General features: G+C 66.7%; 22 protein-coding genes. 8 read left to right on the plus strand and 14 right to left on the minus strand.

The annotated features are described in order from the left end of the window. Positions 1-83: 83 nt before the first annotated feature. The 7 genes from kdpC to AC1DKD_RS01880 form a co-directional block, all read right to left on the minus strand. Positions 84-701, minus strand: a complete 618-nt coding sequence (gene kdpC / locus AC1DKD_RS01850) for a potassium-transporting ATPase subunit KdpC (protein WP_441631020.1) — start codon at positions 699-701, stop codon at positions 84-86. Between the two features lie 36 nt (positions 702-737). Continuing rightward, the gene (gene kdpB, locus AC1DKD_RS01855; RefSeq protein ID WP_477142870.1) at positions 738-2,960 is read right to left on the minus strand and encodes a potassium-transporting ATPase subunit KdpB; all 2,223 of its coding nucleotides are present in this window, start codon (positions 2,958-2,960) and stop codon (positions 738-740) included. A 129-nt stretch (positions 2,961-3,089) separates the two neighbouring features. Further along, on the minus strand, positions 3,090-4,910 hold the full coding sequence (gene kdpA, locus AC1DKD_RS01860) for a potassium-transporting ATPase subunit KdpA (protein ID WP_441631016.1): 1,821 nt from the start codon (positions 4,908-4,910) through the stop codon (positions 3,090-3,092). Further along, entirely contained in the window at positions 4,910-4,999 is a 90-nt protein-coding gene (gene kdpF / locus AC1DKD_RS01865) for a K(+)-transporting ATPase subunit F (protein WP_006164365.1), read from the minus strand. Before kdpF ends, kdpA begins: the two co-directional genes overlap by 1 nt. Then, positions 4,999-5,166 carry a hypothetical protein gene (locus AC1DKD_RS01870; RefSeq protein ID WP_200876704.1) on the minus strand — a complete coding sequence of 56 codons (168 nt, stop codon included), beginning with the start codon at positions 5,164-5,166 and terminating at the stop codon, positions 4,999-5,001. The genes kdpF and AC1DKD_RS01870 overlap by 1 nt, the downstream gene beginning before the upstream one ends. Before the next feature lie 263 nt (positions 5,167-5,429). Further along, entirely contained in the window at positions 5,430-7,523 is a 2,094-nt protein-coding gene (locus AC1DKD_RS01875; RefSeq protein ID WP_477142871.1) for a hypothetical protein, read from the minus strand. A 302-nt stretch (positions 7,524-7,825) separates the two neighbouring features. After that, positions 7,826-8,797 (minus strand): magnesium and cobalt transport protein CorA, encoded by a 972-nt coding sequence (locus tag AC1DKD_RS01880; protein WP_441631012.1) that lies wholly within the window; start codon positions 8,795-8,797, stop codon positions 7,826-7,828. Between the two features lie 219 nt (positions 8,798-9,016). Here AC1DKD_RS01880 and minC point away from each other — a divergent pair, with 219 nt between their 5' ends. From minC to AC1DKD_RS01900, 4 genes are all read left to right on the plus strand, one after another. After that, entirely contained in the window at positions 9,017-9,835 is an 819-nt protein-coding gene (minC, locus tag AC1DKD_RS01885) for a septum site-determining protein MinC (protein ID WP_441631010.1), read from the plus strand. A gap of 62 nt (positions 9,836-9,897) precedes the next feature. Beyond that, complete coding sequence (minD, locus tag AC1DKD_RS01890) at positions 9,898-10,713, plus strand: septum site-determining protein MinD (protein ID WP_441631008.1); 816 nt, start codon at positions 9,898-9,900, stop codon at positions 10,711-10,713. A gap of 15 nt (positions 10,714-10,728) precedes the next feature. Next, positions 10,729-10,983 (plus strand): cell division topological specificity factor MinE, encoded by a 255-nt coding sequence (gene minE / locus AC1DKD_RS01895; RefSeq protein ID WP_006164360.1) that lies wholly within the window; start codon positions 10,729-10,731, stop codon positions 10,981-10,983. A 339-nt stretch (positions 10,984-11,322) separates the two neighbouring features. Beyond that, positions 11,323-12,405, plus strand: coding sequence for a porin (locus AC1DKD_RS01900; protein ID WP_441631006.1), 1,083 nt, complete (start codon positions 11,323-11,325; stop codon positions 12,403-12,405). An 81-nt stretch (positions 12,406-12,486) separates the two neighbouring features. Here AC1DKD_RS01900 and AC1DKD_RS01905 read toward each other — a convergent pair whose 3' ends face one another. Together AC1DKD_RS01905 and AC1DKD_RS01910 are read right to left on the minus strand one after the other, a co-directional pair. Then, positions 12,487-13,302, minus strand: a complete 816-nt coding sequence (locus AC1DKD_RS01905) for a histidine kinase (RefSeq protein ID WP_441631004.1) — start codon at positions 13,300-13,302, stop codon at positions 12,487-12,489. After that, on the minus strand, positions 13,299-13,997 hold the full coding sequence (locus AC1DKD_RS01910; protein ID WP_441631002.1) for a response regulator transcription factor: 699 nt from the start codon (positions 13,995-13,997) through the stop codon (positions 13,299-13,301). Before AC1DKD_RS01910 ends, AC1DKD_RS01905 begins: the two co-directional genes overlap by 4 nt. Positions 13,998-14,294: 297 nt before the next feature. Here AC1DKD_RS01910 and AC1DKD_RS01915 point away from each other — a divergent pair, with 297 nt between their 5' ends. Next, positions 14,295-15,071 (plus strand): response regulator transcription factor, encoded by a 777-nt coding sequence (locus AC1DKD_RS01915; RefSeq protein ID WP_441631000.1) that lies wholly within the window; start codon positions 14,295-14,297, stop codon positions 15,069-15,071. Here the strand turns inward: AC1DKD_RS01915 and AC1DKD_RS01920 are convergent. The 3 genes from AC1DKD_RS01920 to AC1DKD_RS01930 all read right to left on the minus strand — a co-directional run bounded on the left by AC1DKD_RS01920 (position 15,058) and on the right by AC1DKD_RS01930 (position 17,480). Beyond that, the gene (locus tag AC1DKD_RS01920) at positions 15,058-16,047 is read right to left on the minus strand and encodes a Bug family tripartite tricarboxylate transporter substrate binding protein (protein WP_441630998.1); all 990 of its coding nucleotides are present in this window, start codon (positions 16,045-16,047) and stop codon (positions 15,058-15,060) included. The two genes, AC1DKD_RS01915 and AC1DKD_RS01920, sit on opposite strands and share 14 nt — an antisense overlap. Before the next feature lie 101 nt (positions 16,048-16,148). After that, positions 16,149-16,472 (minus strand): hypothetical protein, encoded by a 324-nt coding sequence (locus AC1DKD_RS01925; protein ID WP_441630996.1) that lies wholly within the window; start codon positions 16,470-16,472, stop codon positions 16,149-16,151. Between the two features lie 24 nt (positions 16,473-16,496). Beyond that, a complete protein-coding gene (locus AC1DKD_RS01930; RefSeq protein WP_441630994.1) occupies positions 16,497-17,480 on the minus strand; it encodes an EamA family transporter in 984 nt (327 codons plus the stop codon). 122 nt (positions 17,481-17,602) lie between these two features. Here AC1DKD_RS01930 and AC1DKD_RS01935 point away from each other — a divergent pair, with 122 nt between their 5' ends. Both AC1DKD_RS01935 and AC1DKD_RS01940 read left to right on the plus strand, forming a co-directional pair. Next, positions 17,603-18,208 (plus strand): MarR family winged helix-turn-helix transcriptional regulator, encoded by a 606-nt coding sequence (locus AC1DKD_RS01935; RefSeq protein WP_441630992.1) that lies wholly within the window; start codon positions 17,603-17,605, stop codon positions 18,206-18,208. A 103-nt stretch (positions 18,209-18,311) separates the two neighbouring features. Further along, positions 18,312-19,625, plus strand: coding sequence for a M20/M25/M40 family metallo-hydrolase (locus AC1DKD_RS01940; protein ID WP_441630990.1), 1,314 nt, complete (start codon positions 18,312-18,314; stop codon positions 19,623-19,625). 169 nt (positions 19,626-19,794) lie between these two features. On the opposite strand, the gene AC1DKD_RS01945 is transcribed toward AC1DKD_RS01940, so the two are convergent. After that, a complete protein-coding gene (locus AC1DKD_RS01945; protein ID WP_441630988.1) occupies positions 19,795-21,054 on the minus strand; it encodes an MFS transporter in 1,260 nt (419 codons plus the stop codon). A gap of 110 nt (positions 21,055-21,164) precedes the next feature. Between AC1DKD_RS01945 and AC1DKD_RS01950 the strand changes: the two genes are divergently transcribed. Beyond that, entirely contained in the window at positions 21,165-22,061 is an 897-nt protein-coding gene (locus AC1DKD_RS01950) for an AraC family transcriptional regulator (protein WP_441630986.1), read from the plus strand. A 1,053-nt stretch (positions 22,062-23,114) separates the two neighbouring features. Here AC1DKD_RS01950 and AC1DKD_RS01955 read toward each other — a convergent pair. After that, entirely contained in the window at positions 23,115-24,383 is a 1,269-nt protein-coding gene (locus AC1DKD_RS01955) for a M20 aminoacylase family protein (RefSeq protein ID WP_441630984.1), read from the minus strand. Positions 24,384-24,644: the final 261 nt, after the last annotated feature.

Below are 24,644 nucleotides of genomic sequence, written 5' to 3' on the forward strand. Positions count from 1 at the left end.
GCCGACGGCTGTCACTCGCTCTCCCCTCCTGGAGAGGGGCGCAAACCAGCGGGCATTGCCAGCGCGCCAATGGCCCCCCAACCTCACCGCTTCTCGCCATCCAGCGCGAGATTCAGCTTCAGCACATTCACCACCGGATCGCCCATCACCGCCAGCAGCGGCCCGTCCGTGTTCGCCGCAATCAGCGCCTGCACGCGCTCCAGGGGCAGGCCGCGCAGCCGGGCCACGCGTGGCGCCTGATACTGCGCCGCGGCCGGGCTGATGTGCGGATCGAGCCCGCTGCCTGAAGCGGTCACCAGATCCACCGGTACCGGCGCCTGGTTGCCGGGATCGGCCTCGCGCAGCGCTTCGATGCGGCCACGCGCCGCATCGGTCAGCGCAGGATTGCTCGGGCCGAGGTTGGAGCCGGCGGATGCTGCCGCGTTATACGGCATGGGCGCGGTAGCCGACAAGCGGCCCCAGAAGTACCTGGGGTCAGAGAACGGCTGGCCGATCAGTTCCGAACCAACGGCCTTGCCGTCCTTGACGATCAGCGAGCCTGCCGCCTCATGCGGAAACACCGCACTCGAAATGCCGGTGATCACGCCGGGATACAACAGCCCGGTGACGGCCGACAGCACGACAAACACCGTCAGCAAGGGCCGCAGCAGGCCACCCTGGATGGGCGCAACAGGCTGCGCGGTCTGGACTTTCGTATTCATTGATTGCTCCGTTAACATGCCACGCGTTCGACGCGCTCAGACCCAGCCGAACAGCGCCAGGATCATGTCGATCACCTTGATGCCGACGAACGGAACCAGGATGCCGCCCAGCCCATACACCAGCAGGTTGCGCCGCAGCAGCACGGCGGCGCCGAGCGGGCGGTACACCACGCCGCGCAAGGCCAGCGGAATCAGCACCACGATGATCAGCGCGTTGAAGATCACCGCCGACAAGATGGCCGAGGCCGGCGTCGACAAACCCATCACGTTGAGCTGGTTGAGCTGCGGATACGTGGTGGCGAAGGCGGCCGGGATAATGGCGAAATACTTCGCCACGTCGTTGGCCACGCTGAAGGTGGTCAGCGAGCCGCGCGTCATCAGCATCTGCTTGCCGATCTCGACGATCTCGATCAGCTTGGTCGGATTGCTGTCGAGGTCGACCATATTGCCGGCTTCCTTGGCCGCCTGCGTGCCGCTGTTCATCGCCACGGCCACATCGGCCTGCGCCAGCGCGGGGGCGTCGTTGGTGCCGTCGCCGGTCATCGCCACCAGGCGGCCTTCGGCCTGGTAGTCGCGGATCAGCTTGAGCTTGGCTTCGGGCGTGGCTTCGGCAAGGAAGTCATCGACGCCGGCCTCGGCGGCGATCGACGCCGCGGTCAGGCGGTTGTCGCCGGTGATCATCACGGTCTTGATGCCCATCTTGCGCAGCTCGCCGAAGCGCTCGCGGATGCCGGCCTTGACGATGTCCTTGAGCTCGACCACGCCGAGCACGCGCACGTTCTCGCCATCGGCGCTGGATTCCGCCACCACCAGCGGCGTACTGCCGGCGCGCGCCACATCATCCACGGCCTGCATCACCGCGTCGGGGAACTTGCCGGCGCGCTCGGTCACATACTTGCGCACGGCATCGGCGGCGCCCTTGCGCACGCTGCGGCCGCCGGCATCCACGCCGCTCATGCGGGTCTGCGCGGTGAACGGCACGAAGATCGGGCGCAGCGCGCTGATATCGGGCGTAGCCGCGCCGGCCTGCTGGCGCGCCAGCGTCACGATGCTGCGGCCTTCCGGCGTTTCGTCGGCCAGCGACGACAGCCAGGCGGCTTCGGCCAGTTGCTGCGCCGACACGCCGGGCGCGGCGATAAAGCGCGAGGCCTGGCGGTTGCCGTGCGTGATGGTGCCGGTCTTGTCGAGCAGCAGCACGTCCACGTCGCCCGCGGCTTCCACCGCGCGGCCCGAGGTGGCGATCACATTSGCWYCCAKCATGCGGCTCATSCCCGCCACGCCRATSGCCGACAGCAGGCCRCCGATGGTGGTCGGGATCAGGCASACCARCAGCGCGATCAGCACGGTGATGGTGACCGGCATGCCGGCCTTGGCCACGAGTACGCTGAACACCGAGAACGGCTGCAGCGTGGCGGTGGCCAGCAGCAGCACGATGGTCAGCCCGACCAGCAGGATGGTCAGCGCCAGTTCGTTGGGCGTCTTCTGGCGCTTGGCGCCTTCGACCATGGTGATCATGCGGTCGATAAAGCTCTCGCCCGGATTGGTGGTGATGCGCACCACGATCCAGTCGGACAGCACGCGCGTGCCGCCCGTGACTGAAGAGAAATCTCCGCCCGACTCGCGGATCACCGGCGCCGATTCGCCGGTGATGGCGCTCTCGTCCACCGAGGCCACGCCTTCGATCACATCGCCGTCGCCAGGCACCATGTCGCCGGCCTCGACCAGCACCACGTCGCCACGGCGCAGCGCGGCGGCGCCGCGCGGCTCCGTGGCGCCGGCGGCGCGGTAGTCGCGCCGGCCTTCCTTGATCAGCTTGGCGGTGACCGTGGTCTTGAGCCCGCGCAGCGCCTCGGCCTGCTGCTTGCTGCGCCCTTCGGCCAGCGCTTCGGCAAAGTTGGCGAACAGCACGGTGAACCACAGCCACACCGATACCGCAAGGATGAAGCCGGCGCTCTCGCCGCCCGCCGTAGCTGGCGCGAACAAGGCACGGAAAAACAGGATAGTGGTCAGGATGCTGCCCGCGTAGACCACGAACATCACCGGGTTGCGCAACTGGTCGCGCGGCGAGAGCTTCTTCACCGAGTCGAGCAGGGCCGGCTTGACCAGCTCGGGCGCGAACATGCCGCCGCGCGCCGGACGATGATGGCCGCCGCCCTTGCCGGATCCGTGGGCCGGCGTGGCCACGCTGGTCGCCGGCGTCGTGTTTGCCGGTGCCGCGCCGGCAGTCTTGCCGCGCGTCACCATGGATTCTTGTTGCATGCGTTTCTCCGCAATACGCTGATACGCTTTTCTTGAGGGCCGGCGCCGCCTGCGCGGACGGCAGCCCTCATTGCTTGCTGGTTTGCTGCCTCGCCATGCCGCGCGGGTCGCCGCGCGGCAGGCGCTCCGTCACTTGCCCGCCGCCGTCACCGCGGGGGGCTGCAATTGCTCCGCCACCGGACCCAGCGCGAGCGCCGGGATATAGGTCAGCGCGCCCACCATCAGCACCGAGCCAACCAGCAGCACCACAAACAGGGGACCGTGCGTGGGCATGGTGCCGCCGGTGACCGGAAGCCGGCGCTTGGCCGCCAGCGAACCCGCCATGGCGAGAATCGGCACGATGATCCAGAAGCGCCCGAACCACATCGCCGCGGCCAGCGCCACGTTGTAGAAGGGGGTGTTGGCCGATAAGCCGCCAAAGGCGCTGCCGTTGTTGTTGGCGGCCGACGAGAACGCATAGAGGATTTCCGAGAAGCCGTGCGTGCCAGGGTTGAACACACCGGCGCGGCCCGGCTCCACCATCACCGCCACCGCCGTGCCCAGGAGCACCAGCAAGGGCGTGACGAGGATCGCCACGGCAGTCATCTTCATCTCGTAGGTCTCGATCTTCTTGCCCAGGTACTCCGGCGTGCGGCCGATCATCAATCCTGCGATGAACACCGCCAGCACCGCGTACACCAGCATGCCGTACAGGCCCGAGCCGACGCCGCCGAACACCACCTCGCCAAGCTGCATCAGCAGCATCGGCACCAGGCCGCCGATGGCGGTGAAGGAGTCATGCATGGCGTTGACCGCGCCGCACGATGCCGCCGTGGTGATGGTGGCGAACAACGCGGTGGCGGCAATGCCGAAGCGCGTTTCCTTGCCTTCCATATTGCCGCCGGCCTGCAACGCGCTGGCCGCGTGGTCGATCGGCAATCCCGCCAGCGCGGCGTTGGCCATCTGCTCGGAGAGCGCCGCCACGCACGCCATGACGATAAAGATCACCGCCATCGAGGCCAGGATCGCAACGCCCTGGCGGCGGTCCTTGACCATCTCGCCGAAGGTGAAGCACAAGGCCGCCGGAATCAGGAAGATGGCCAGCATCTGGATCAGGTTGGCGAGCTCCGTCGGGTTCTCGTAGGGATGGGCCGAGTTGGCGTTGAAGAAGCCGCCGCCATTGGTGCCGAGCATCTTGATGGCTTCCTGCGAAGCCACCGGGCCCATTGCCAGCGTCTGCTTGTCGGTCTTCATGGCCTCCGTCACGGGCGCGCCCTTGGCGTCGAGCACGGGCTGGCCGGCTGCGTCCACCTTGGGCTGGCTGTACTCGACCGGCGTCACCAGCGTGACTTCCTTATAGCTGTCGAAATTCTGGATCACGCCCTGGCTGACCAGCGCCAGCGCGATGGCGGCGGAGATCGGCACCAGCACGTAGAGCGTGCAGCGCGTCATGTCCACCCAGAAGTTGCCGATGGTGGTTGCACTCTGCCGCGCGAAGCCGCGGATCAGCGCGAATACCACGGCGATGCCGGTGGCCGCCGAGAAGAAGTTCTGCACTGTGAGCGCCAGCATCTGCGTCAGGTAGCTCATGGTGGATTCGCCCGCATAGCCCTGCCAGTTCGTGTTGGAGACGAAGCTGACGGCTGTGTTGAAGGCGGAGTCCGGCGTGACGGCGCCAAAGCCTTGCGGGTTGAGCGGCAGCCAGACCTGCACGCGCTGCAGCACGTAGACGGCCACCACGCCCAGCATATTGAAGGCGATGACCGCGACGGCGTACTGCTTCCAGCCCATCTCGGCATTGGCGCGCACGCCGGCCACGCGGTACAGCACGCGCTCCAGCGGTCGGCCCCAGGCTGTGGCGAGGTAGCGCTCGTCCTCCATCGCGCGGCGGATATAGCGCCCCACGAAGGGCGCGAGCGCCAGCAGGATAGCCAGGTAGAGGACCAGAAGTCCCAGGAATTCGGTTGACATCAGAATTTCTCCGGCCGGAACAGGGCGATCAGGAGGTAGATAAAAACAGCGACGGCGAGCACGCCGCCCAGCAGGTCAGCCCAGTCCATCACAGCCTCCTGTCGGTGGCGCTGTCCTTGCGGCGCACTTCGGCACCCTCCGCGCCCGGCCCCTCGGCCGCGCCGGGCGGTTTGCTTCCCAGCGCGGCGCATAAGGCCAGCAGTGCGCCAGTCAGCGCACCGAACAGCAACAAACCAATGAAATAGATCCCGTCCATGGCAACACACCGTGAGTGATTCACAGATGGCAGATTAGGGATGGCGCGGTAAAAACGGGGTAGAGAGGGGAGGCGGGGGTGTAAAGAAGATATAAAGATCGCGTAAAGACGGCGCGCAAGTGCGCTGCAGCCTCCTCCGCGGCCGTGGCGCGGCGTGCCGGGGCGAAAAAAAGGCCCCGCAGGCCTTTTGGCCTTGCGGGGCTATGCAGGACGCCGAAGCCGGCTGTGGCGCCGGCCGCGTCAGGAGCGCCTGATTCCTGGAATCAGTTGTAGGTGTAGACCACCGACTTGTTGCTGTTGTCCAGCATCCGGTACCCGAACAGCAGGCCGCGCGTGGTATTGGCCGAGAAGGCCGRCACCGCCGCATTGACCACGATCGAGGTCGCGCCCTTGGGCGCTGGCATGGATGTGCTCCAGGTGCCGTTGCTGTCGACCGAGACGGCAACGCTGCCGATCTGCTGGGCGGAGACATTCTGCACCCAGTCCGCCGTCAGCGACGTCTGCGCGCCAGCCAGGCTGGCGTTGGACGGGTCCAGCGCGGCCAGCGACTGACTGCCCAGCGTGTTCCACGGCAGGTTCACCCCTTGGGTGGCCGGCACGAGGTCGCTCAGCAGGGTCTTGTTGTAGCTGTAGGTCGGCGTGGTGTTGGTGCCATGGAACAGCTCGATGCGGTACTTCGCACCCTTGACCACCTTGGAGGCATCGGCGTTGTCCGCTGCTTGCGCCCACGCCAGGCCGGCGGGATTGCCCGCCAGCGTGCTGGCCGCGCTGCCGCTGAGGCCCGCAGTCCGCGAGAACCAGAAGTTCGGGCAGTTGTACGACGGCGAGGGCGGGCTGAACTCGTTGCCGCACTGGGCGGTGACGGGCACCGTACCGGTCTTGTTGCTCACGTCCATGTAGGTCTGGCCTACTTCGGCCGGGACCGGCGCAATATAGACAATGCCATTGCTCGGCAAGCCGGGCCCGGTCACGCGCGCATAGCTCAGGGGGGCGTTGTTGACGACGCTGCCCGGGCCCGTGGCGTTGATCATGAACTGGATGCCGCTCTGGAAGTGGCTGTAGTTATTGTTGTTCTTGCTGAAGCCGGGGTTGAGCTGTTCGACACGCCGGATCTGGAGCTTGACGGTCACATCGACGGGCTGCTGGTTGCCGACCAGCCACCAGTTCGAGGGATGCGCGCTGGTCGCGCCGTTGGCGATATTGCGTGCCGTCGTGATGATGTTGCCGGGGTTGCCGCCGGCGTCCAGGTACCGGATGTTGAAGATGGCTTCGTCACGCCCCGAGGCCGTCGACGCGGCGGGATAGAACGCCATGATTTCCGGCACGCTGAACTGTGCGCCCGTCATGGTATCGCTGGTCAGGATGCCGTAGAGCAATTGCCCGAAGTAGAAGCCGTTTTGCAGGAAATCGATACCGGCTGCGTTGCTGCTGTCGGCAGCGATGTTCTGGCATGCGGACGCCACCCCGTCGACCTCCGGGCCGCCCTGCGACGCGCTCAGGTTGGCATTGGAGGACGTCACGCGCTGCGCGACGGGCAGCGCGAAGCAGGCCGAGAGCCCCTTGGCGACGGCCTGTGCGGCCTGCGGCAGGGCCGCGACGGCGGCGGGCGGCGCGGCGAGCGTGCCGCCGGTGCTGGTGGCGGTAGCAATGGCTATGGGCGTCGGGTTGTCGACGGTGGTCAGCGCCAGCTTGCCGGTGGCCGGGTCCGTGACCACCTTGACGATGTCGAGCACCTGGTCGGCGGTATTGCCCACGCCGGCCGCCGTGGCAGCGGTAATGGCGGTCGAGAACGGATCGTAGCTGGCGGGCGCTCCGATGGCGGCGAGCACGCTGGCGAGCTGCGCGACCACATTGGCGGTGACCTTTTGCAAGGCGGCGGCGTCCACCGTCTTGCCACTGACGACAGTCAGCGGATTGCCGTCGGCGGCGAGTTGCGCCACGATGGCCGTGGTCAACGGCGTGGCGTTGAGCGTCAGCTTGGCGCCGGCGGCCGGCGTGACGGTGCTCACACTGACCAGCGGGGCGGTGTTGCCGGTGGGGTCCGTGACGACCACGAAGAACGGCGCCACCACGCCCGTCTTCAGGGTGCAGGTGTAGGTGCCCAGCGCGCTGGTGGTGACCGCGGCTTCCTGGCAGGGCGAGGCGCCCGCGCTGTCGGTAATGGCCACCTTGGCGTTGGCGAGGGCGGCGCCGGTGGCGGCCGTGCCAGTCACCGCGGACGCGGCCACGGCCACGACCRGCTTGTCGCTGGTGGAACCGCTGCTGGCGCTATCGCTGCTTCCGCCGCCGCAGGCGGCCAGCGCCAGCAGCGCCGCGCCGCTCAGCGCGACCCCGAATGTCTGAAATTGAAGCTTCATTGGATTTCTCCCCCCCGAGAATGGATGCTGCACTTCTTGTGTTCTAGTGACCTTGTTTGCCGCGCCATGGCGCGTCCGGTGGCGCGACCCACGCCAACCCGGCCCACGCACGGGCGCGGACCGGGGGCCAGACTATCCAGCGCGCCGGAAGGAGGGAATCCCATAAACATGGCATGGCGTGCCGCCAAAGCATCGGGAAGCGGGAGGGGGAAGCGAGGAAGGCGGTGTGACCGGAGTCGCGGCGGCCCCCGTGGGCTGCCGGCCGGCGTGGTGCCGGCGGCCGGGCGGCCGCGCCACGCGCCTCAGATCCAGCCCGACTTGTGCAGCTTGCGCCAGAGGCCGCCGCAGGCCAGCACCGTCACACCGACCACCACCGGATACGCATAGTGGAACTGCAGCTCAGGCATGAAGCTGAAGTTCATGCCGTACAGGCTGAACACCACCGTGGGAATGGCCAGGATGGCGCCCCAGCCGGCAAGGCGCTTGACCACCTCGTTCTGGCCCACGGTGACCAGCGCCAGATTCACCTGCACCGCGGTGGTCAGCATCTCGCGCACCACGTCGAGGGTGCGCACCAGGCGGCTGGCATGGTCCGCGATATCGCGGAAGTACGCGCGCAGTTCCTTGGGCACCAGCTCCTCGTGCAAGCGGATCAGTTGCCCGCAGATTTCCTCGATCGGGTAAACCGCATTGCGCAGGCGCAGCACCTGGCGCTTGATGTGGTACAGGCGTTCGATCGCGGCGCGGTCGAACTCGTCGCGGAAAATGCCTTCCTCAAGCCGCTCGAAGGCGTCCTCGAGCCGGGTGACGATGGGCATGTAGTGATCGACCACGAAATCCATCAGTGCGTAGAGCACATAGCCCGGGCCGTTGGCCAGCGCGCGCGGATCGCTCTCGCAGCGCTCGCGCACCGGCGCGTAGCTGCTGCTCACGCCGTGGCGGACCGATATCACATAGTTGGGACCGACGAACAGGTGGGTCTCGCCCACCACCACTTCCTCGTCCACCAGCTGGGCGGTGTTGAGCACGATGAAGATGGAGTCGCCGTAGGTTTCCAGCTTGGGCCGCTGGTGCGCGTCCAGGGCATCCTCCACCGCCAGGTCGTGCAGGCCGAACTCCTGCTGCACCTTGCGCAGCAGCGCCAGGTCCGGTTCGTGCAGTCCCAGCCACACAAAGGTGCCGGGCACGGCGAGTGACTCGCTGATTTCGTCCACGGCCACGTCGCCCACCCGCTTGCCGCCCCGGTAGGCCACACTATTGACGATCGCGCCCATGAGCACTCCGTTGTTCAGATGGCGCAATCGTAACAAGAGCGACGGCGGAACGGCGCGCCGGTGTGCCGCCGCCTGCGCGCGGCGCCGAAGACAATGCATCCGCCCGGGAAAACGGGCCATCAACGCGCCGCATCCGGCACTGGCCTGCCTGCATCGGTCATTTGTTACAGTTCTGCACCCAGACGAAGTTAGAATGTCCCATTTCCACGGTCACCGACTATGTCCCAGAAGAAATCGCCACGCTTCGAGCTGCGCAGTGGCAATGTCGACGCCCTCCTACTCGCTCTCAAGACCGCTGACATCGCAGCGCTGCGGGACGATCTTCTGTCCCGCTTCGAATCGACCCCCGATTTCTTCTCCAATGATGTGGTCGCCCTGGACCTGCGCCGCCTGGAAGGCGACGACAGGGTCGCACTGGACACCGTGATCGAAACCCTGGCCCTGCTCAAGGCCCGCGCCATCGGCGTGGTTGCGCGCGAGGCGCAGCGCGGCTGGGCCGAGTCGTTCGGCCTGCCCCTGCTGGACAGCCAGAGCCGGCGCGGCGGACGCGACGAAGCGCCGCAGGCCGTAGCGGCACCGGCCGGGATCGAAGCCCAGGCCGAGGCACAGGCCGAAGCGAAGGCGCATGCCGAAGCCAAAGCCGCGGCAGCGGAGGTGGAAGCCGCGGCCGCCGCCGCGCTGGCCGAAGCCGCTTCGCGCGGCATGGCCACCATGTTGATCGACAAGCCGCTGCGCTCCGGCCAGCAGATCTACGCCGCCGGCGACGTCGTGATACTCGACCTGGTCAGCTACGGCGCCGAGGTGATCGCCGAAGGCAATATCCATATTTATGCCCCGCTGCGCGGCCGCGCGCTGGCGGGCGTCAAGGGCAACGCGCAGGCGCGCATCTTCTGCACCTGCCTGGAGCCCGAACTGCTGTCGATCGCCGGCATCTACCGCACCGCCGAACTGCCGTTGCCCGCCGATGTGCTGGGCAAATCGGCCCAGGTGCGGCTGGCCGGCGAGAAACTGATACTAGAACCGCTCCGGATGAAGTAACACCCGCCGCAGAGCCCAAACCACAGCAGCGCAAGCTTCAACCATTACTGGATCCAAGAGCCATGGCAAAAATCATCGTTGTGACCTCCGGCAAGGGAGGCGTAGGCAAGACCACCACCAGCGCCAGCTTTTCCGCCGGCCTGGCCTTRCGTGGCCACAAGACTGCCGTGATCGACTTCGACGTCGGCCTGCGCAACCTCGACCTGATCATGGGTTGCGAGCGCCGCGTCGTGTATGACCTGGTCAACGTGGTGCAAGGCGAGGCCAACCTGAACCAGGCCCTCATCAAGGACAAGAAGTGCGAGAACCTGTTCATCCTGCCGGCCTCGCAGACCCGCGACAAGGACGCGCTGACCAAGGAAGGCGTGGAGAAGGTCATCAATGGCCTGGTCGAGATGGGCTTCGAGTACATCGTCTGCGACTCGCCGGCAGGCATTGAATCCGGCGCCTTGCTGGCGATGTATTTCGCCGACGAGGCACTGGTCGTGACCAACCCCGAGGTGTCCTCGGTGCGCGACTCGGACCGCATCCTCGGCATCCTCTCGTCCAAGACCAAGCGGGCCGTGGACGGTGGCGATCCGGTCAAGGAACACCTGCTGATCACCCGCTACAACCCCAAGCGCGTGCATGGCGGCGAAATGCTGTCGCTGACCGACATCCAGGAAATCCTGCGCATCAAGCTGATCGGCGTGGTGCCGGAATCCGAGGCGGTGCTGCACGCATCCAACCAGGGCACGCCCGCCATCCACCTGGAAGGCTCCGACGTAGCCGATGCCTATGGCGACGTGGTGGACCGCTTCCTGGGCAAGGACAAGCCGATGCGCTTCACCGACTACCAGAAGCCGGGGCTGCTTTCGCGCATCTTCGGCAACAAGTAAGGAGGGTCCACCATCATGTCGATTCTGTCCTTCCTGCTCGGCGAGAAGAAAAAGTCCGCCTCGGTTGCCAAGGAGCGGCTGCAGATCATCCTCGCCCATGAACGCACCGGCCATTCCGCGCCGGCCGACTATCTCCCCGCCCTGCAGCGTGAACTGGTCGCGGTGATTTCCAAGTACGTGAAGATCAGCGACCAGGATCTGCGCGTGAGCCTGGAGCGCCAGGACAACCTCGAGGTGCTCGAGGTCAAGATCGAGATCCCGCAGGGTTAAGCCGCGCCCCCTCGCCCGAAGTCCGGGCGGCGGGCCGTCATGCCGCAGCTCCCTGGCCATACCGTGGCCAGCCACACGCCTGCGCGCCACCGGTGCGCCCCACGACCGCGGGGAAAGCGAGATGACGCCGACGCCATCTCGCTATGCACCATTTAATGGTTCTGTCGCGGCGTCGCAACGCTTTTGCACCAATTGCCGGCAAAGGGCCCGTCAACAGTGTGCATTAGTGTCTAAATCTTTTCTGTTTTGTTAAATTTCCGCGAGCGTTTACACGAAACGTAAACCTCGTTCGCCGCCGTGATCCGGCCGCAGACAAATACAGAACAGAAAAGGAGCCACATGAAGAGATCAGCCCTCACCCTTGCCATTGGTACGCTGCTGGCCGGCAGCGCCTACGCTCAATCGTCGGTGACCCTGTACGGCATCGTCGACCAGAGCCTGCGCTACACCAACAACTCGAACGCCAACAACGACAGCCTGTACCAGTTGACCAACGGCGCGATCACCAACAGCCGCTGGGGCATCAAGGGCAGCGAAGCCCTGGGCAACAACCTGAAGGCAATCTTCCAGTTGGAAAACGGCTTCGATCCGGATACCGGCAGGGCAAACCAGGGTGGCCGTCTGTTCGGCCGTCAGGCATATGTGGGTCTGTCCGGCGACTTCGGTACCGTGAAGCTGGGCCGCCAGTACACCGAGGGCTTTACTTTCTTCGGCGACTTCGATCCGCTGACCATCGGTAACTACACCGCCAACGCCTGGCCGTTCTTCCTGACGAACTTCCGCAATGACAACGTAGTCAGCTACGACGGCAAGTTCGGCGGCCTGAACGTGGGCGGCAGCTATGGCTTCGGCGAAAAGGCCGGCTCCTTCACCTCGTCGCAATACTATGGCTTCCGCGCTGCATACACCGTTGGCCCGTTCGGCTTCGGTGGCGTATACCAACTCACCCGCGACACGGCTGGCAACAAGCAGCAAATGTGGGGCGCGGCAGGTAAGTACAGCATCGGCCCGGCAAAGATCTTCCTGGGCTACATCGGCGGCCTGGACCGCACCGGCAGCGTCGACGCCAGCCTGAACGGCGACGCACTGGCAGCCGGTACCGCCAATCCGGTCCCGACCGGCAACTTCGCGGCAAACCCGCGCAAGGACATGACCGGCTACCTGGGCCTGACCTACCAGGTCACCCCGGCGCTGGCCCTGACCGGCGTGTTCTACGGCGACCACGTCCAGAACACGAACGGCGTGTCCAACAACCAGGGCAACCGCTACACCGGCGTGCTGCTGGCCGAGTACTCGCTGTCCAAGCGCACCCAGGTCTACGGCACCGTGGACTACAACAAGCTGACTGGCGGCACGAAGACCGAACTGCCGGGCAAGAACAACCAGACCGGTGTGGCCGCAGGTATCCGCCACATTTTCTGATTGTCCTTTCAGGCTTGACCTCTGCTCGCGCGGGGGTGACGCCAAACGACAAAAAAGCACCTTCGGGTGCTTTTTTGTTTTTCATGACAGCACGGGCAGGCGCAGCTGCCAGGTGACCGGCCGGCCGGCATGGTCGTCCGCATCCGCGCTGCCGCCGATGTCGAGTGTGCCGCCATGGCGCAACAGCACGCGGCGGCAGAACTGCGTCGCAACCGGCTCCGCCGCCTGCGCGGACTCGGCTCCGGGCACGAAGGCGACGGACAAGCGGCAGATGCGTCCGTCGACTTGCTGGCGCACCAGCGGCCGCGTGTCCCCGGCGGCGTCCAGTGCCAGGGCCAGCAGCACGCGCAGGGCTTCGGACAGCATCGCCGTGTCACCCCGTATCCAGACCCTGGCCCCCGCCAGATGGAGTTCGGTGCCGGGCCTGGCCGCCTGCCACAGCGCGTCGGCGGCCTCGCGCAGCAGCGCGGTCAGGTCAAGCACCTCCATGCGATAACCGTGGACCAGCTCGCGCAACAGCCGCGCAATGCCGTCGGTGAGACGCAGCGAAGCCTGCGCATGGCCTGCCGCCTGCGCCGCGAACACATCGTGCGCAAGCGCCTCGGGTGCGACCAGTTGCAGCTCGGCCAGTGCCAGGATGGCACTCTGCGGCGCGCGCAAGTCGTGCGACAGGGCGCGCAGGCCGGTTTGCCAGGACGCCTGCGCCTCGCTGTCATACGCCGCCACATCGATGGCGCCGGCGCTGGCCGGCAGGAGGCGCATGACGGCGGCGCATGCGTCGGCCTCCCGCTCCTCCCGCCCCGCCCCCATGTCGACAGCGAGACGCCCGATACATTGCTCCGCCGCGCGCAGGCACGCCGCCAGCCGCGCAAGCACGTTACCAAGCCACGCCCTCATCGCTCGCCTCCGGTCAGTTCGAGCCGGTAGCCGAGCGTGTAGACGGGCTGCAGCCGCAGCCCGTGCTCGGGATGCAGGGCAAGCTTGCTGCGCACCCGCGATATATGCGTATCGATGGTGCGCGACAGCTGCGAAAGCTCGCGCCCCCACACGGCCGCCACGATATGGTCCCGCGACACGATGCGTCCTTCGTTGCGGAACAGCAGCACGGCCAGGTCGAATTCCTTGGGGGTCAGCCTGAGCGGCCGGGCCCGGTGGGCCACCGTGCGCGCGGCGCAGTCGATGACATAGTCGGCCAGCTTGACGTGCTCGCCGCCCGCGGCCGGGTCCGGGTAGGCGCGCCGCAGCAGGGACTGCGTGCGCGCCAGCAGCTCGCCGCGCCGCACCGGCTTGAGCATGTAGTCGTCGGCGCCCGCGGCGAGGCCTTCGATGACGTCTTCCTCGGCATTGCGGCAGGTCAGGAACATCACGGGCACGCGCCGGTCCAGGTTGGTGCGCACCCACATCAGCACCTCCTTGCCGGAAAGATCCGGCATCTGCCAGTCGAGCAGCAGCAGGTCGAAGTTTTCTTCGCGCAGGTGCAGCAGCAGTTCGCGGCTGCGCCTGAAGGTCATGCAGACATGCCCGGCCTCGCCGAGTATCTGCCGGATCAGGGCCGCCTCGGCCGGTTCGTCTTCGAGAGAAGCGATCTTCATTCCCATGCTTGGTTGGCCGGTACGGCTTGGTGGCCCGCCGGTCTCGCTGTGATTGGCGCCGCTGGCGCCAGTGGGGCCCGACGCTGCGGGGCTATCCGCTATTAAAAACCGCGCGAAGACGCTTTCGGATGGGAATTTTCTCAAATTTCGCTAGCGATGCCTTTTTGCTTTCCGCTGCGCGCGGCACAAAGCTAAGATGCTCTGGCAGTGCCGCGCCATCCCGGCGCCGCCATGCGCAGCGCGGCGACCAGACCCGGGAGGCAGGCGCGCCGAAGCCCGCGCGCGAGGAGAGACTTCATGCGAATCGCTGTACTGGAGGACAACCCGGCCCGTGCCATGCTGCTGGAGCAGGCACTCAGCCTCAGCGGCCACGACTCGGTGCGCTTTCGCGAAGGCGGCGCGCTGATGCAGGCCCTGCGCAACGAGCCTTACGAGCTGCTGCTAATGGCCTGGGAGATTCCCGGCATCCCGGCACCGGACATATTGCAGTGGATACGCCGCACCCTCGGCGACGAACTGCCGGTCATGCTGCTGAGCCAGAGCGGCGACGACGACCACATCGCCAAGTGCTTCGCGCATGGCGCGGATGCCTTCCAGGCTGCCCCGATCCGCCACGCCGAACTGGCTGCGCGGGTGGAGGCGCTGCTGCGGCGCATGGCGCCGGTGGCGCAGGCCTGCGGCGAACTCACGCTTGGTGCCTACCGCTTTGTCCTCGGCGAGCGGCGCGCCTATGTCAACGACCACCCGGTCAAGCTGGCGCCCAAGGAGTACGAACTGGCCGTGCTGCTGTTCCGACATGCCGGCCAGTTGCTGCTGCGCCAGACCATCGAGGAAGAAATCTGGCAGCGCGACGTGCCGCCGGCATCGCGCACGGTGGACAGCCATCTCTCGCGCGTGCGCACCAAGCTCGCGCTGGGTCCGCGCAACGGCGTGCTGCTGTCCTCGGTATACGCGAGCGGTTGCCGGCTCGATCTGCTCGACCAGCCGGACCGGCCATCAGGGCCCCCGCACGGCGCCGGCAACGGCGGCAGTTGCCGCCAGTGGCCAGCCAGCCGGCGGCTCAGTCCGCCTTGATGCCCGCGTCTTTCACGATGCGGGCGTTGTCGTCATACTCCGCGCGGATCGCCGCGGCGAACTGCGCGGCGGTGCCGCCGGTGGGCACCTCGCCACCCTTGAGCAGGCGCTCGCGCACCTCGGGCTCGGCCAGGGCCTTGTTCAGTTCGGCATTCAGCTTCGTGACGATGGCCGCCGGCGTGCGCGCCGGCGCGAAGATGCCGAAAGTGGAAGTCAGGTTGGCCTTGGGGTATCCCAGCTCGGCGAAGGTCGGCACATTGGGGAGCGACTCGATGCGCCTGGGCGCCCCCACCGCGAGCGCGCGCAGCCGTCCGGCCTGCATGTGCTGCGTCAGCATGGGACTGGCATTCGTGCTCATCACCTCGAACTGGCCGCCAAGCGCGTCGTTCATCTGTTGCCCGGCGCCTTTGTAGGGAATCAGCGTCAGGTCGGCCCCGGACTTCGCCTTGACCTGCTCCAGCATGACATGGCCGACCGTGCCCAGGCCCGACGTGGCCCAGCGCACCGAGCCGGGCCGGGCCTTGGCCTGTGCGAGCAGGTCCTGGAACGATTTGCCACCGAAGCTTGACGTGGCGATCACCAGCACCGGCGAGTACATCACGCTCATGACCGGCGCGATATCGCGCTGCGGATCGTAGTTGACGTGTCCGACGTGCGGGTTGAGCGTGAGCGGGCTGGTCGAGGAGAAGCCCAGCGTATAGCCGTCCGGCGCGGCCTTGGCCACGGCGTCCATGCCGATGCTGCCACCCGCGCCCGCCTTGTTTTCCACCACCACCGAGGCGCCGGTCTGGGCCGACAGGCGCTCGCCGAGCGCGCGCGCCACGGCATCGCTGATGCCGCCGGTCGGATAGGCGACGATCAGGCGGATCGGGCGCGCGGGATACGCGTCGGCGGCAGTGGCGGCGAGCGGGCTGGCCAGGGCGGCGGCAGCCACCGGCACAGCAGCCAGCAAGGGAATTCGGCGGGAAGCGGACATGAATGGGGGAACGGCGAAGACGACGGTTGGAGACGGGACCGGCCGCGCTAGCGCCGCTGGGCGGCCCGGGACGGGTGCCGGCCTCAATGCAGGAACGGGCGCTATTTTATCCGATCGGCCACGCCTCCCGGCGCCGCCGGGCCGCGGGGAGCCAGCGGACACTCAGGTACCCACGATACGAACAGTTCATTGGCACGGTCGTACAGCCGCCATACGGTGCCGCACTCGCGGCAAGTGAAGGTGAGCATGCTGAACGGCACGCCGGCCGCACTCTGGCTCACCAGCGGGGCGGTGTGCTTGAGCGCCAGGCGCGCATGCGGCTCACGCCGGCGGGAATCCGCCGCGAGCGCGAGGCAGTGGTCACAGGCAGGCCGGGCGGGCCGCGGCGCGTTGGGGGGAGGCACGGCAGACGTCATGCCCGCCATGATGCCGTAAAAACGGCGCGCCTTTCACCCCTGTCGGTGCGGCAACGGCAATCGCGCGCCATCGGCTGCCTGCGGCCCCTGCCCAGGCTGCACCGCAGCCACCGGCGCGCGCTGGCCCAGCCACACGCTTGCCAGCACTAGCAAAGCCCCCGCCATTTGTGCCGTGCTCAGGGTCTGGCCGAGCACCAGGAAACCCAGCACCGTGGCGCTCACCGGGCTCAGCAAGCCCAGCGCGGACACCGCCGCGGTCGGCAGGCGGCCGATGCCGCGAAACCAGAATGCGTAGCTGACGCCGGCGCCGGCCACGCACAGCCACGTGTAGCCAAGTACATTGGGCAGCGTCAGGCGCGCCGGCAGGGTTTCGAAGGCCAGCGCGAACGGCAGCAGGAACAGGGCGCCGGCGGTGAGCTGCCAGGCCGTGAGCACCAGCGGCGAGACCGGCGGGCGCCAGCGCTTGGCCAGCACCGTGCCCAAGGCCATCGATACCGCGCCGGCCGCGGCGGCGGCCACGCCCACGGCATCCAGCCGCGCGGCAGGCCCCAGCACCAGCAAAGCCACGCCGCCGATGCCCCCAAGGCCGGCCAGCCAGGCGGCAAGATGCGGCCGCGCGCCCAGCAGCAGCCAGGCCAGCAAGACCACCAGCAACGGCTGGATGGCCCCCACGGTGGCCGCGACCCCGCCCGGCAGGCGGTAAGCGGCAATAAACAGCATGGCCTGGAACAAGCCGATATTCAGCACGCCCAGCAACGCCGCCTTCCACCACCAACTGCCGCGCGGCAGTTGCCGGCCCCAGGCCAGCATCGCCAGCCCGGCGGGCAGCGCGCGGATCACGCCGGACAGCAGCGGCTGGCCCGGCGGCAGCCACTGGCTGGTGATCAGGTAGGTGCTGCCCCAGATCAGCGGGGCGGAGGCGGTCAGCAGGATATCCGCCGCGCGTACCTGCGCCTGCGGGACCGGAGCAACCTGCCGGGATGACAGCGGGAGGGCGGACTGGGCGTCGGGCTTCATGTCGTCATGCCTTTATTTTTCTTCATGAAAAGAATCTTGATATCAAGATTTAAAATCCACTTTACGAAGTGAAAGGCTTGATGTCAAGATTCTTGTCACTCAGTCAAATCGCAGCGTACATCATGGCCACCCGCGGCAAACCCAAGGCACACGGCGCAACGGCGCCCACCGACGAAGCCGGCGGCGGCGCGTCTCCCCAAGCCAGCCAGCCGGCCCAACCTGCCGAAGCGCAAGGCGATCGCGTCGACCGCATCCTGGCCCAGTGGGCGCGCGAGCGCCCGGACCTCGATGCCGCGCCGATGGGCATCATCGGCCGCGTCTGGCGCCTGGCGCGCCACACCGATCGCGCGGTGGAGGCGGCGTTGGCGCCGGCCGGCCTGAATAGCTGGGAGTTCGACGTGCTGGCCACGCTGCGCCGCTCGGGGCCGCCCTATGCGCTGTCGCCGGGTGCGCTGATCGATTCGCTGATGATTACCTCGGGCACCATGACCAACCGGCTCGACCATCTCGAACGCGCCGGGCTGGTGCGCCGCTGCCCCAATCCGGATGACCGGCGCGGGCTGCTGATCGAGCTGACGCAGCCCGGCCGCGACCGCGTCGACCACGCGCTGGAGGTGCACGTGGCCAATGAGCATCGCCTGCTGGAGCCGCTGACGGCCGCTGAGCGCAAGCAGCTGGCAGGACTGCTGCGGCGCTGGCTGCAGGGTTTCGAGCCGGCTGACGAATAACGCTGTCCCATACACCGGCGCGGCTTCGGGGCTCCCGGCCCCCGGCCTGTTACCCCTTCGACCGCGCCGATTACGCCCCCCACCGCATCCCGGAGACTATCGCATGCTTTTGAACCTTCGCCCGCGCGCCAGCGCCCTTTCCCGCCGCCCGTCACTGAAGGCCGCCGCCACGCTTGTCGCTTTGCTCTGCGCCGCCGCGGCGCAGGCGGCGCCGGTGGAGCCCGCCTACCAGCTCTCCCAGCAGGAAAAGCCCGCGCTCATCGCCACCCTCAAGGACCTGGTGTCGATTGAATCGGGCAGCAAGGACATCGAAGGGCTGGACCGCATCGCCGCGCTGATCCGCGACCGGCTGGCCGCCATGGGCGGCGACGCGAAGCTGATCGAGCCCACCGAGGTCTACCGCATGGAAGACACGCCCAGGCAGGTCGGCAAGATGGTGATGGCGCAGTTCAAGGGCACGGGCAAGCGCAACATCATGCTGATCGCCCATATGGACACGGTCTACCTGCGCGGCATGCTGGCGCAGCAGCCGTTCCGCATCGACGGCGAACGCGCCTACGGCCTGGGCATCGCCGACGACAAGAACGGCGTGGCGGTGATCCTGCACACGGTAGCCATCCTGCAGAAGATGGGCTTCAAGGACTACGGGACGCTGACCGTGCTGATCAACGGAGACGAGGAGATCAGCTCGCCCGGCGCGCGCGCCATGCTGAGCAAGATGGGCAGCCAGCAGGACGCGGTGTTCTCCTGCGAAGCCACGCGCGTGACCGGCGACCGCCTGTCGCTCGCCACCAGCGGCATCGGTGCGATCTCGCTGACCGTGCATGGCAAGGCCTCGCACGCGGGCAGCTCGCCCGAACAGGGCCGCAACGCGCTGTATGAACTCTCGCACCAGATCCTGCAGATGCGCGACCTGTCCAACCCGGACAGCGGGCTCAAGGTGAACTGGACGATCTCGTCGGCCGGCACCAACCGCAACGTGATCCCGGCTACCGCCACGGCACAGGCCGATGTGCGCGTGCTGCGCACCGCCGACTACGACAACCTGGAGCGCACGCTGCAGGAGCGCGTGAAGAAGCAGCTGATCCCGGACACCAGGGTGGAAGGGAAGTTCGAGCGCCGCCGCCCGCCGCTGGAAGCCACCGATGCCGCGCGCAAGCTCGCCGCGCACGCGCAAGGCGTATATGCCGAGATCGGCGAGAAGCTGGCCGTGTACGACACCGCCGAAGGCGGCGGCACCGATGCGGCCTTTGCCGCGGCCGCCACCAAGGCGCCGGTGATCGAGCGCTTCGGCCTGCGCGGCTTTGGCGCGCACTCCAACGACGCCGAGTATGTCGACCTCAACTCGGTCACGCCGCGCCTGTACCTGCTCACGCGCATGATCATGGACGTGTCGCAGGACAAGACTGGCCGCTGATCTGCTCGCGGCCGGCGGCAGGCATCCGGCAGGACACGCCTGATGCGCTGACATGGCAGCCCCACAGGTGCTCCGGGCACCGCGTGGGGTTGCTGCAATGTGGCGCACAAGCACCGCGAGGGTGCATGGAATTGAACACCGGTACGCCCGCGTGCCACCGCACGCGGGCTCAGGCCAGCTTTTTGCGCCCGCCGAGGTCGGGCAGGAAGATGGCCAGCAGCCCAAGCAGCGGCAGGAACGCGCACAACGCGTAGACCGACTGGATGCCATGCGTGTCCGCCAGCTTGCCCAGCACCGCGGCGCCGATGCCGCCCATGCCGAAGGCAAAGCCGAAGAACAGGCCCGACACCATGCCCACCTTGCCAGGGATCAGTTCCTGCGCGAACACCAGGATGGCCGAGAAGGCGGACGCCAGGATAAAGCCGATGATGAACGACAGCACGCCGGTCCAGAACAGGTTGGCGTGCGGCAGCATCAGCGTGAACGGCGCCACGCCCAGGATCGACGCCCAGATCACGCGCTTGCGGCCGATGCGGTCGCCGATGGGACCACCCAGGATGGTGCCGGCCGCCACCGCGAACAGGAACACGAACAGGTAGAGCTGCGAACTCTGCCGTGTCAGGCCGAAACGCTCCATCAGGTAGAAGGTGTAATASGTGTTCAGGCTCGCCATGTAGAARTACTTSGAGAACACCAGCGCCATCAACACCAGCATGGCGCGCACCACGGTGCTGCGCGGCAGCGGTGCGTGCGCGGCGACCGCCTTGCGCTTGCGCGTGGTATGCGCCAGCTCGCGGCCGTACCAGATACCGATCTGCCACAGCACGGCGATGGCCAGCAAGGCCGCGAGCGAGAACCAGGCCACGCTGCTCTGCTGGTGCACGATCCATGCCGCCAGCAGCGGCCCCGTGGCGCTACCCGCGTTGCCGCCGACCTGGAAGATCGACTGCGCCAGCCCGTGCTGGCCGCCCGAAGCCATGCGCGCCACGCGCGACGACTCCGGATGGAAGATCGACGAACCGGTGCCCACCAGCGCGGCCGCCACCAGCAGCACGCCATAGGTCGGCGCCACCGACAGCAGCAGCAGGCCGCACAGCGTGAAGCCCATGCCGATCGACAGCGACTGCGGCTTGGGATGCTTGTCGGTGTACAGCCCCACCACCGGCTGCAGCAGCGAAGCCGTGATCTGGTAGGTCAGCGTAAGCAGCCCGATCTGGGTGAAGCTGAGATTGAAGCCGCCCTTGAGCATCGGGTAGATGGCCAGGATCAGCGACTGGATCATGTCGTTGAGGAAATGCGAAAAACTGATCGCCCCCAGCACGCGGAAACCGGTCCGCTCGGCGGCGGCCTGCGTAGTGTGAAGACTCGGGGCCGGGCCCTGCGGCGAGGCGTTCGCGCCGCCTGGCGCGGTATCGATGCGGCTGCTCATGATGGAAACGGGGGCTGAGAGAAAACAAGAGGGGAATCCTGGCGCCCATCGTAAATGGCGCAATTCCGCCTGTCCTGCGAGAATAGGGCCGCAACCTTGGAGAAAAGGACATGCCCCGTCCCGTGACTCGCCGCAACGCCGGTGTGGATGCTGCGCCGTCCGCGCCACACGGCGCCATCGCCCCGCCCTCGGCCGCGCGCTATCCCGCCGATATTCCCGGCACCGACCGCGCCGACAGCTACGCGGCGGTGCCCGCCTATCTCAGCTACGACCGCAGCCTGATGCCGGTCACCGCCATGGCAGCCGACTACGTGTCGGGCCATGTCACCAAGCCGCACCAGCATCCGAACGCCCAGTTGATCCACGCCGTGCATGGCGTGATGGTGGTAGCCACCGCAGAAGGCCAATGGATCGTCCCGCCCACGCGCGGCATGTGGATGCCCGGCGGCACCGTGCACTGGATCCGCATGGTTGGCCACGTGCGCATGCGCACCGCCTATATCCGCCCGGACGCCGCCGCCAACCTGCCTACGCGCTGCACCGTGCTCGGCATCACGCCGCTGCTGCGCGAACTCATCCTCGCCGCGATCGACATTCCCACGCCTTACGCCGCCGAATCGCGCGACGGACGGTTGATGCGGTTGCTGCTGGATGAAGTGATGCTGGTGCCAACGCTGCCCTTGCACTTGCCACGTCCCGCCGATGCCGGGTTGCGGCAGATCTGCGATGCGATTGTCGGTGCGCCGGATACGGCGCTGACGCTGGCTGAATGGGGGGAGCGGCTGGGCGTGGATCCCAAGACGATCCAGCGGCGGTTTGCGCGGGAGACCGGGATGACGTTTGGGCAGTGGAGGCAGCAGGCGAGGTTGCTGGCGGGGTTGGAGGGGCTGGCCGCCGGGGCTAAGGTGGTGGATGTGGCGCTGGATCTTGGGTATGAGAGTCCTAGTGCGTTTTCTACTATGTTCAGGAGGCAGTTTGGGGTGCCGCCTAGTGGGTTTTTTCGGTGAGGTTTTTGGGCGTTGAAAGGCTTACAACGTTGGTGTGCGGGGGGTGGGGGGTTATTTTTGGGCGGTGTTGGTTGTTGCACCCAACAGCGTACGACATCCCCCTGCGGGGGACGCCGGTCACTTTTCTTTGCGTTCGGCAAAGAAAACTAACGAAAAGAAAGCCGACCCTGCCGGGAGCAGAACAATCAGGCTATTGCACGTTGGTGGTTTCGTCGTCAGGCACAAGGTCTTGGCTGGCGTGCCTTACCGGCTCGAAGGGCAGCGCAATAGCATTACCCAGTGGTTTCGTGGTGCGGCCCCTGATAGTGGGCACCCTGCCCATTCGGCCATCTGCCGTTCGCGATGCAACGGGCCACGAATCTTCGGGATTTGCCGGTTTCGTGGTTTTGTCTCTGACGGCGAATACCCTGCAAATTTACACCCTGCCGTACCGGCGCTAGCCGTGACTGCATACGGCCGTCTTCGTTACGTGGTGGGCGCCGTGGCCCGGTCAGCGAACACGGAGGGATCTGACGATGGTGTTGTGCGCGGTTCTCGACCAATCCGTGAACGAAGCCGCATGGGGGCTGAGCACGGGCCACCGCGCCCACCACGAAACCCATCAATGCAAAGTTGCGCGGCGCCCACCCCCCAAGAACGGCAGGGACCGAACAATCACCGCGCTTGCCGTCAGAGACAAAACCACGAAACCAGTAGGACTCGAAGAATCGTGGCCCGTTGCATCGCGAACGGCAGATGGCCGAATGGGCACGGCGCCCGCCACTAGGGGCCGCACCACGAAACCCGTGTGGTACGCAGGGGAGCAGCTGTTGAAGCCGGTAGGGCATGCCAGCCGAAGCCACCACCCGCACGACGCAATCACTGCCACCAAATAGCCTGATTGCTCTGCTCCCGGCAGGGTCGGCTTTCTTTTCGTTAGTTTTCTTTGCCGAACGCAAAGAAAAGTGACCGGCGTCCCCCGCAGGGGGATGTCGTACGCTGTTGGGTCCAACAACCAACACCGCCCAAAAACAACCCCATCACCCCCCGCGCACGAACGTCCCTATAGCCCCCCTACCCCTCCAAATACCTCTCCACCAACCTAGCCCAATAAGCCGCCCCCACCGTCAAATTCTCATCATTAAAATCATACCCAGCGTTATGCAGCAACGGCTGCCCCGCCCCATTCCCCATCCTGACAAAGCACCCAGGCCGCTGCTGCAGGAAGTAAGCAAAATCCTCACTCCCCGCGATCAGCGGAAAATTCGCCACTACCCTCTCCGGCCCCACCAGTTCCTCGGCCACCTGCCGGGCAAACTCCGTCTCACGCTCGCTATTGATCAGCACCGGATAACCGCGGATGTAATCGATCTCCACACTAGCCCCATAGCCTTCCACATGTGAAGTCACCAACTGCCGGATACGGTTCTCCAGCGTGCGCCGCACATCGGGACTAAACGACCGCACGCTCAGTTCCAGCTTCGCGCTTTCGGGAATCACATTAGGCGCATGCCCCGCATGCAACGTACCGATCGTCACTACCGCGGTCTCGTTCGGGTCGATATTGCGCGACACGATGCTCTGCAGCGCCATCACCAGGCTGCCCGCCACCAGGATCGGGTCGATCGACTGGTGCGGCCGTGCCGCGTGGCCGCCCTTGCCGCGGATGGTGATGGCCACCGTATCGCAAGCCGCCATGAACGGGCCCGCGCGGAACATGAACATGCCGGCTTCCACGCCAGGATGGTTGTGCAGCCCGAAAATCGCATCGCACGGGAAGCGTTCGAACAAGCCGTCGGCCAGCATGCGTTCGGCGCCGCCGCCGGCGCCGATCTCTTCGGCGGGCTGGAAGATCAGGTGGACGGTGCCGTTGAAATGGCGCGTGCGCGCCAGTTGCCGCGCGGCGCCGAGCAGCACGGTGGTGTGGCCGTCGTGGCCGCAGGCGTGCATCTTGCCGGCATGGATGCTGGCGTATGGCAGGCCTGTGCGTTCGTGAATGGGCAGCGCGTCCATGTCGGCGCGCACGCCGATGCTGCGGCGTGAGCCGCCCTGGCGCAGCGTGCCGACCACGCCGGTACCACCAACGCCGCGCGTCACTTCGTAGCCCCAGCCTTCAAGCTGGCTGGCGACGAGCTCGGCGGTACGCACTTCGTCAAAGGCGAGTTCGGGATGCTGGTGGATGCTGTGGCGGATGGCTTCCAGCTCGGCACGGCTGTCGAGCGTGTCGGACAGTTCGCAGAAGTGGGAGATGCGCAGCGGGCGTGCCGATGGTGATACAGCGGGTGGGGTCGCGGGTGAGTCGGCGAGAAGAGACTCAATGAATTCGGGTGCGTGTTCTGACATGGCGGTGTGCTCGTTTTTTCGAGGCGTATAGAAAACAGTATTTCACGCTGGGCGCAGAGCGCAAACGGTTTAACCCTTTGTAGCGAAATCAGGGGAACAACTGTTGCGAACGGGGGACGATCCCTCCGCCCGAGGGGTCATCGAGGAAGCCTGAACTCCCGCGCGGGCATCACAGGCCCTGCCTTCTTCAGTGCGCCACGGATGCCGGCAGGTGCGGCTGGCGGTACAAGCAGGGCGCATGAAGCAGAAAGGGCGGCCATC

The sequence above is a fragment of the Cupriavidus sp. 05T313 genome (assembly GCF_056396665.1).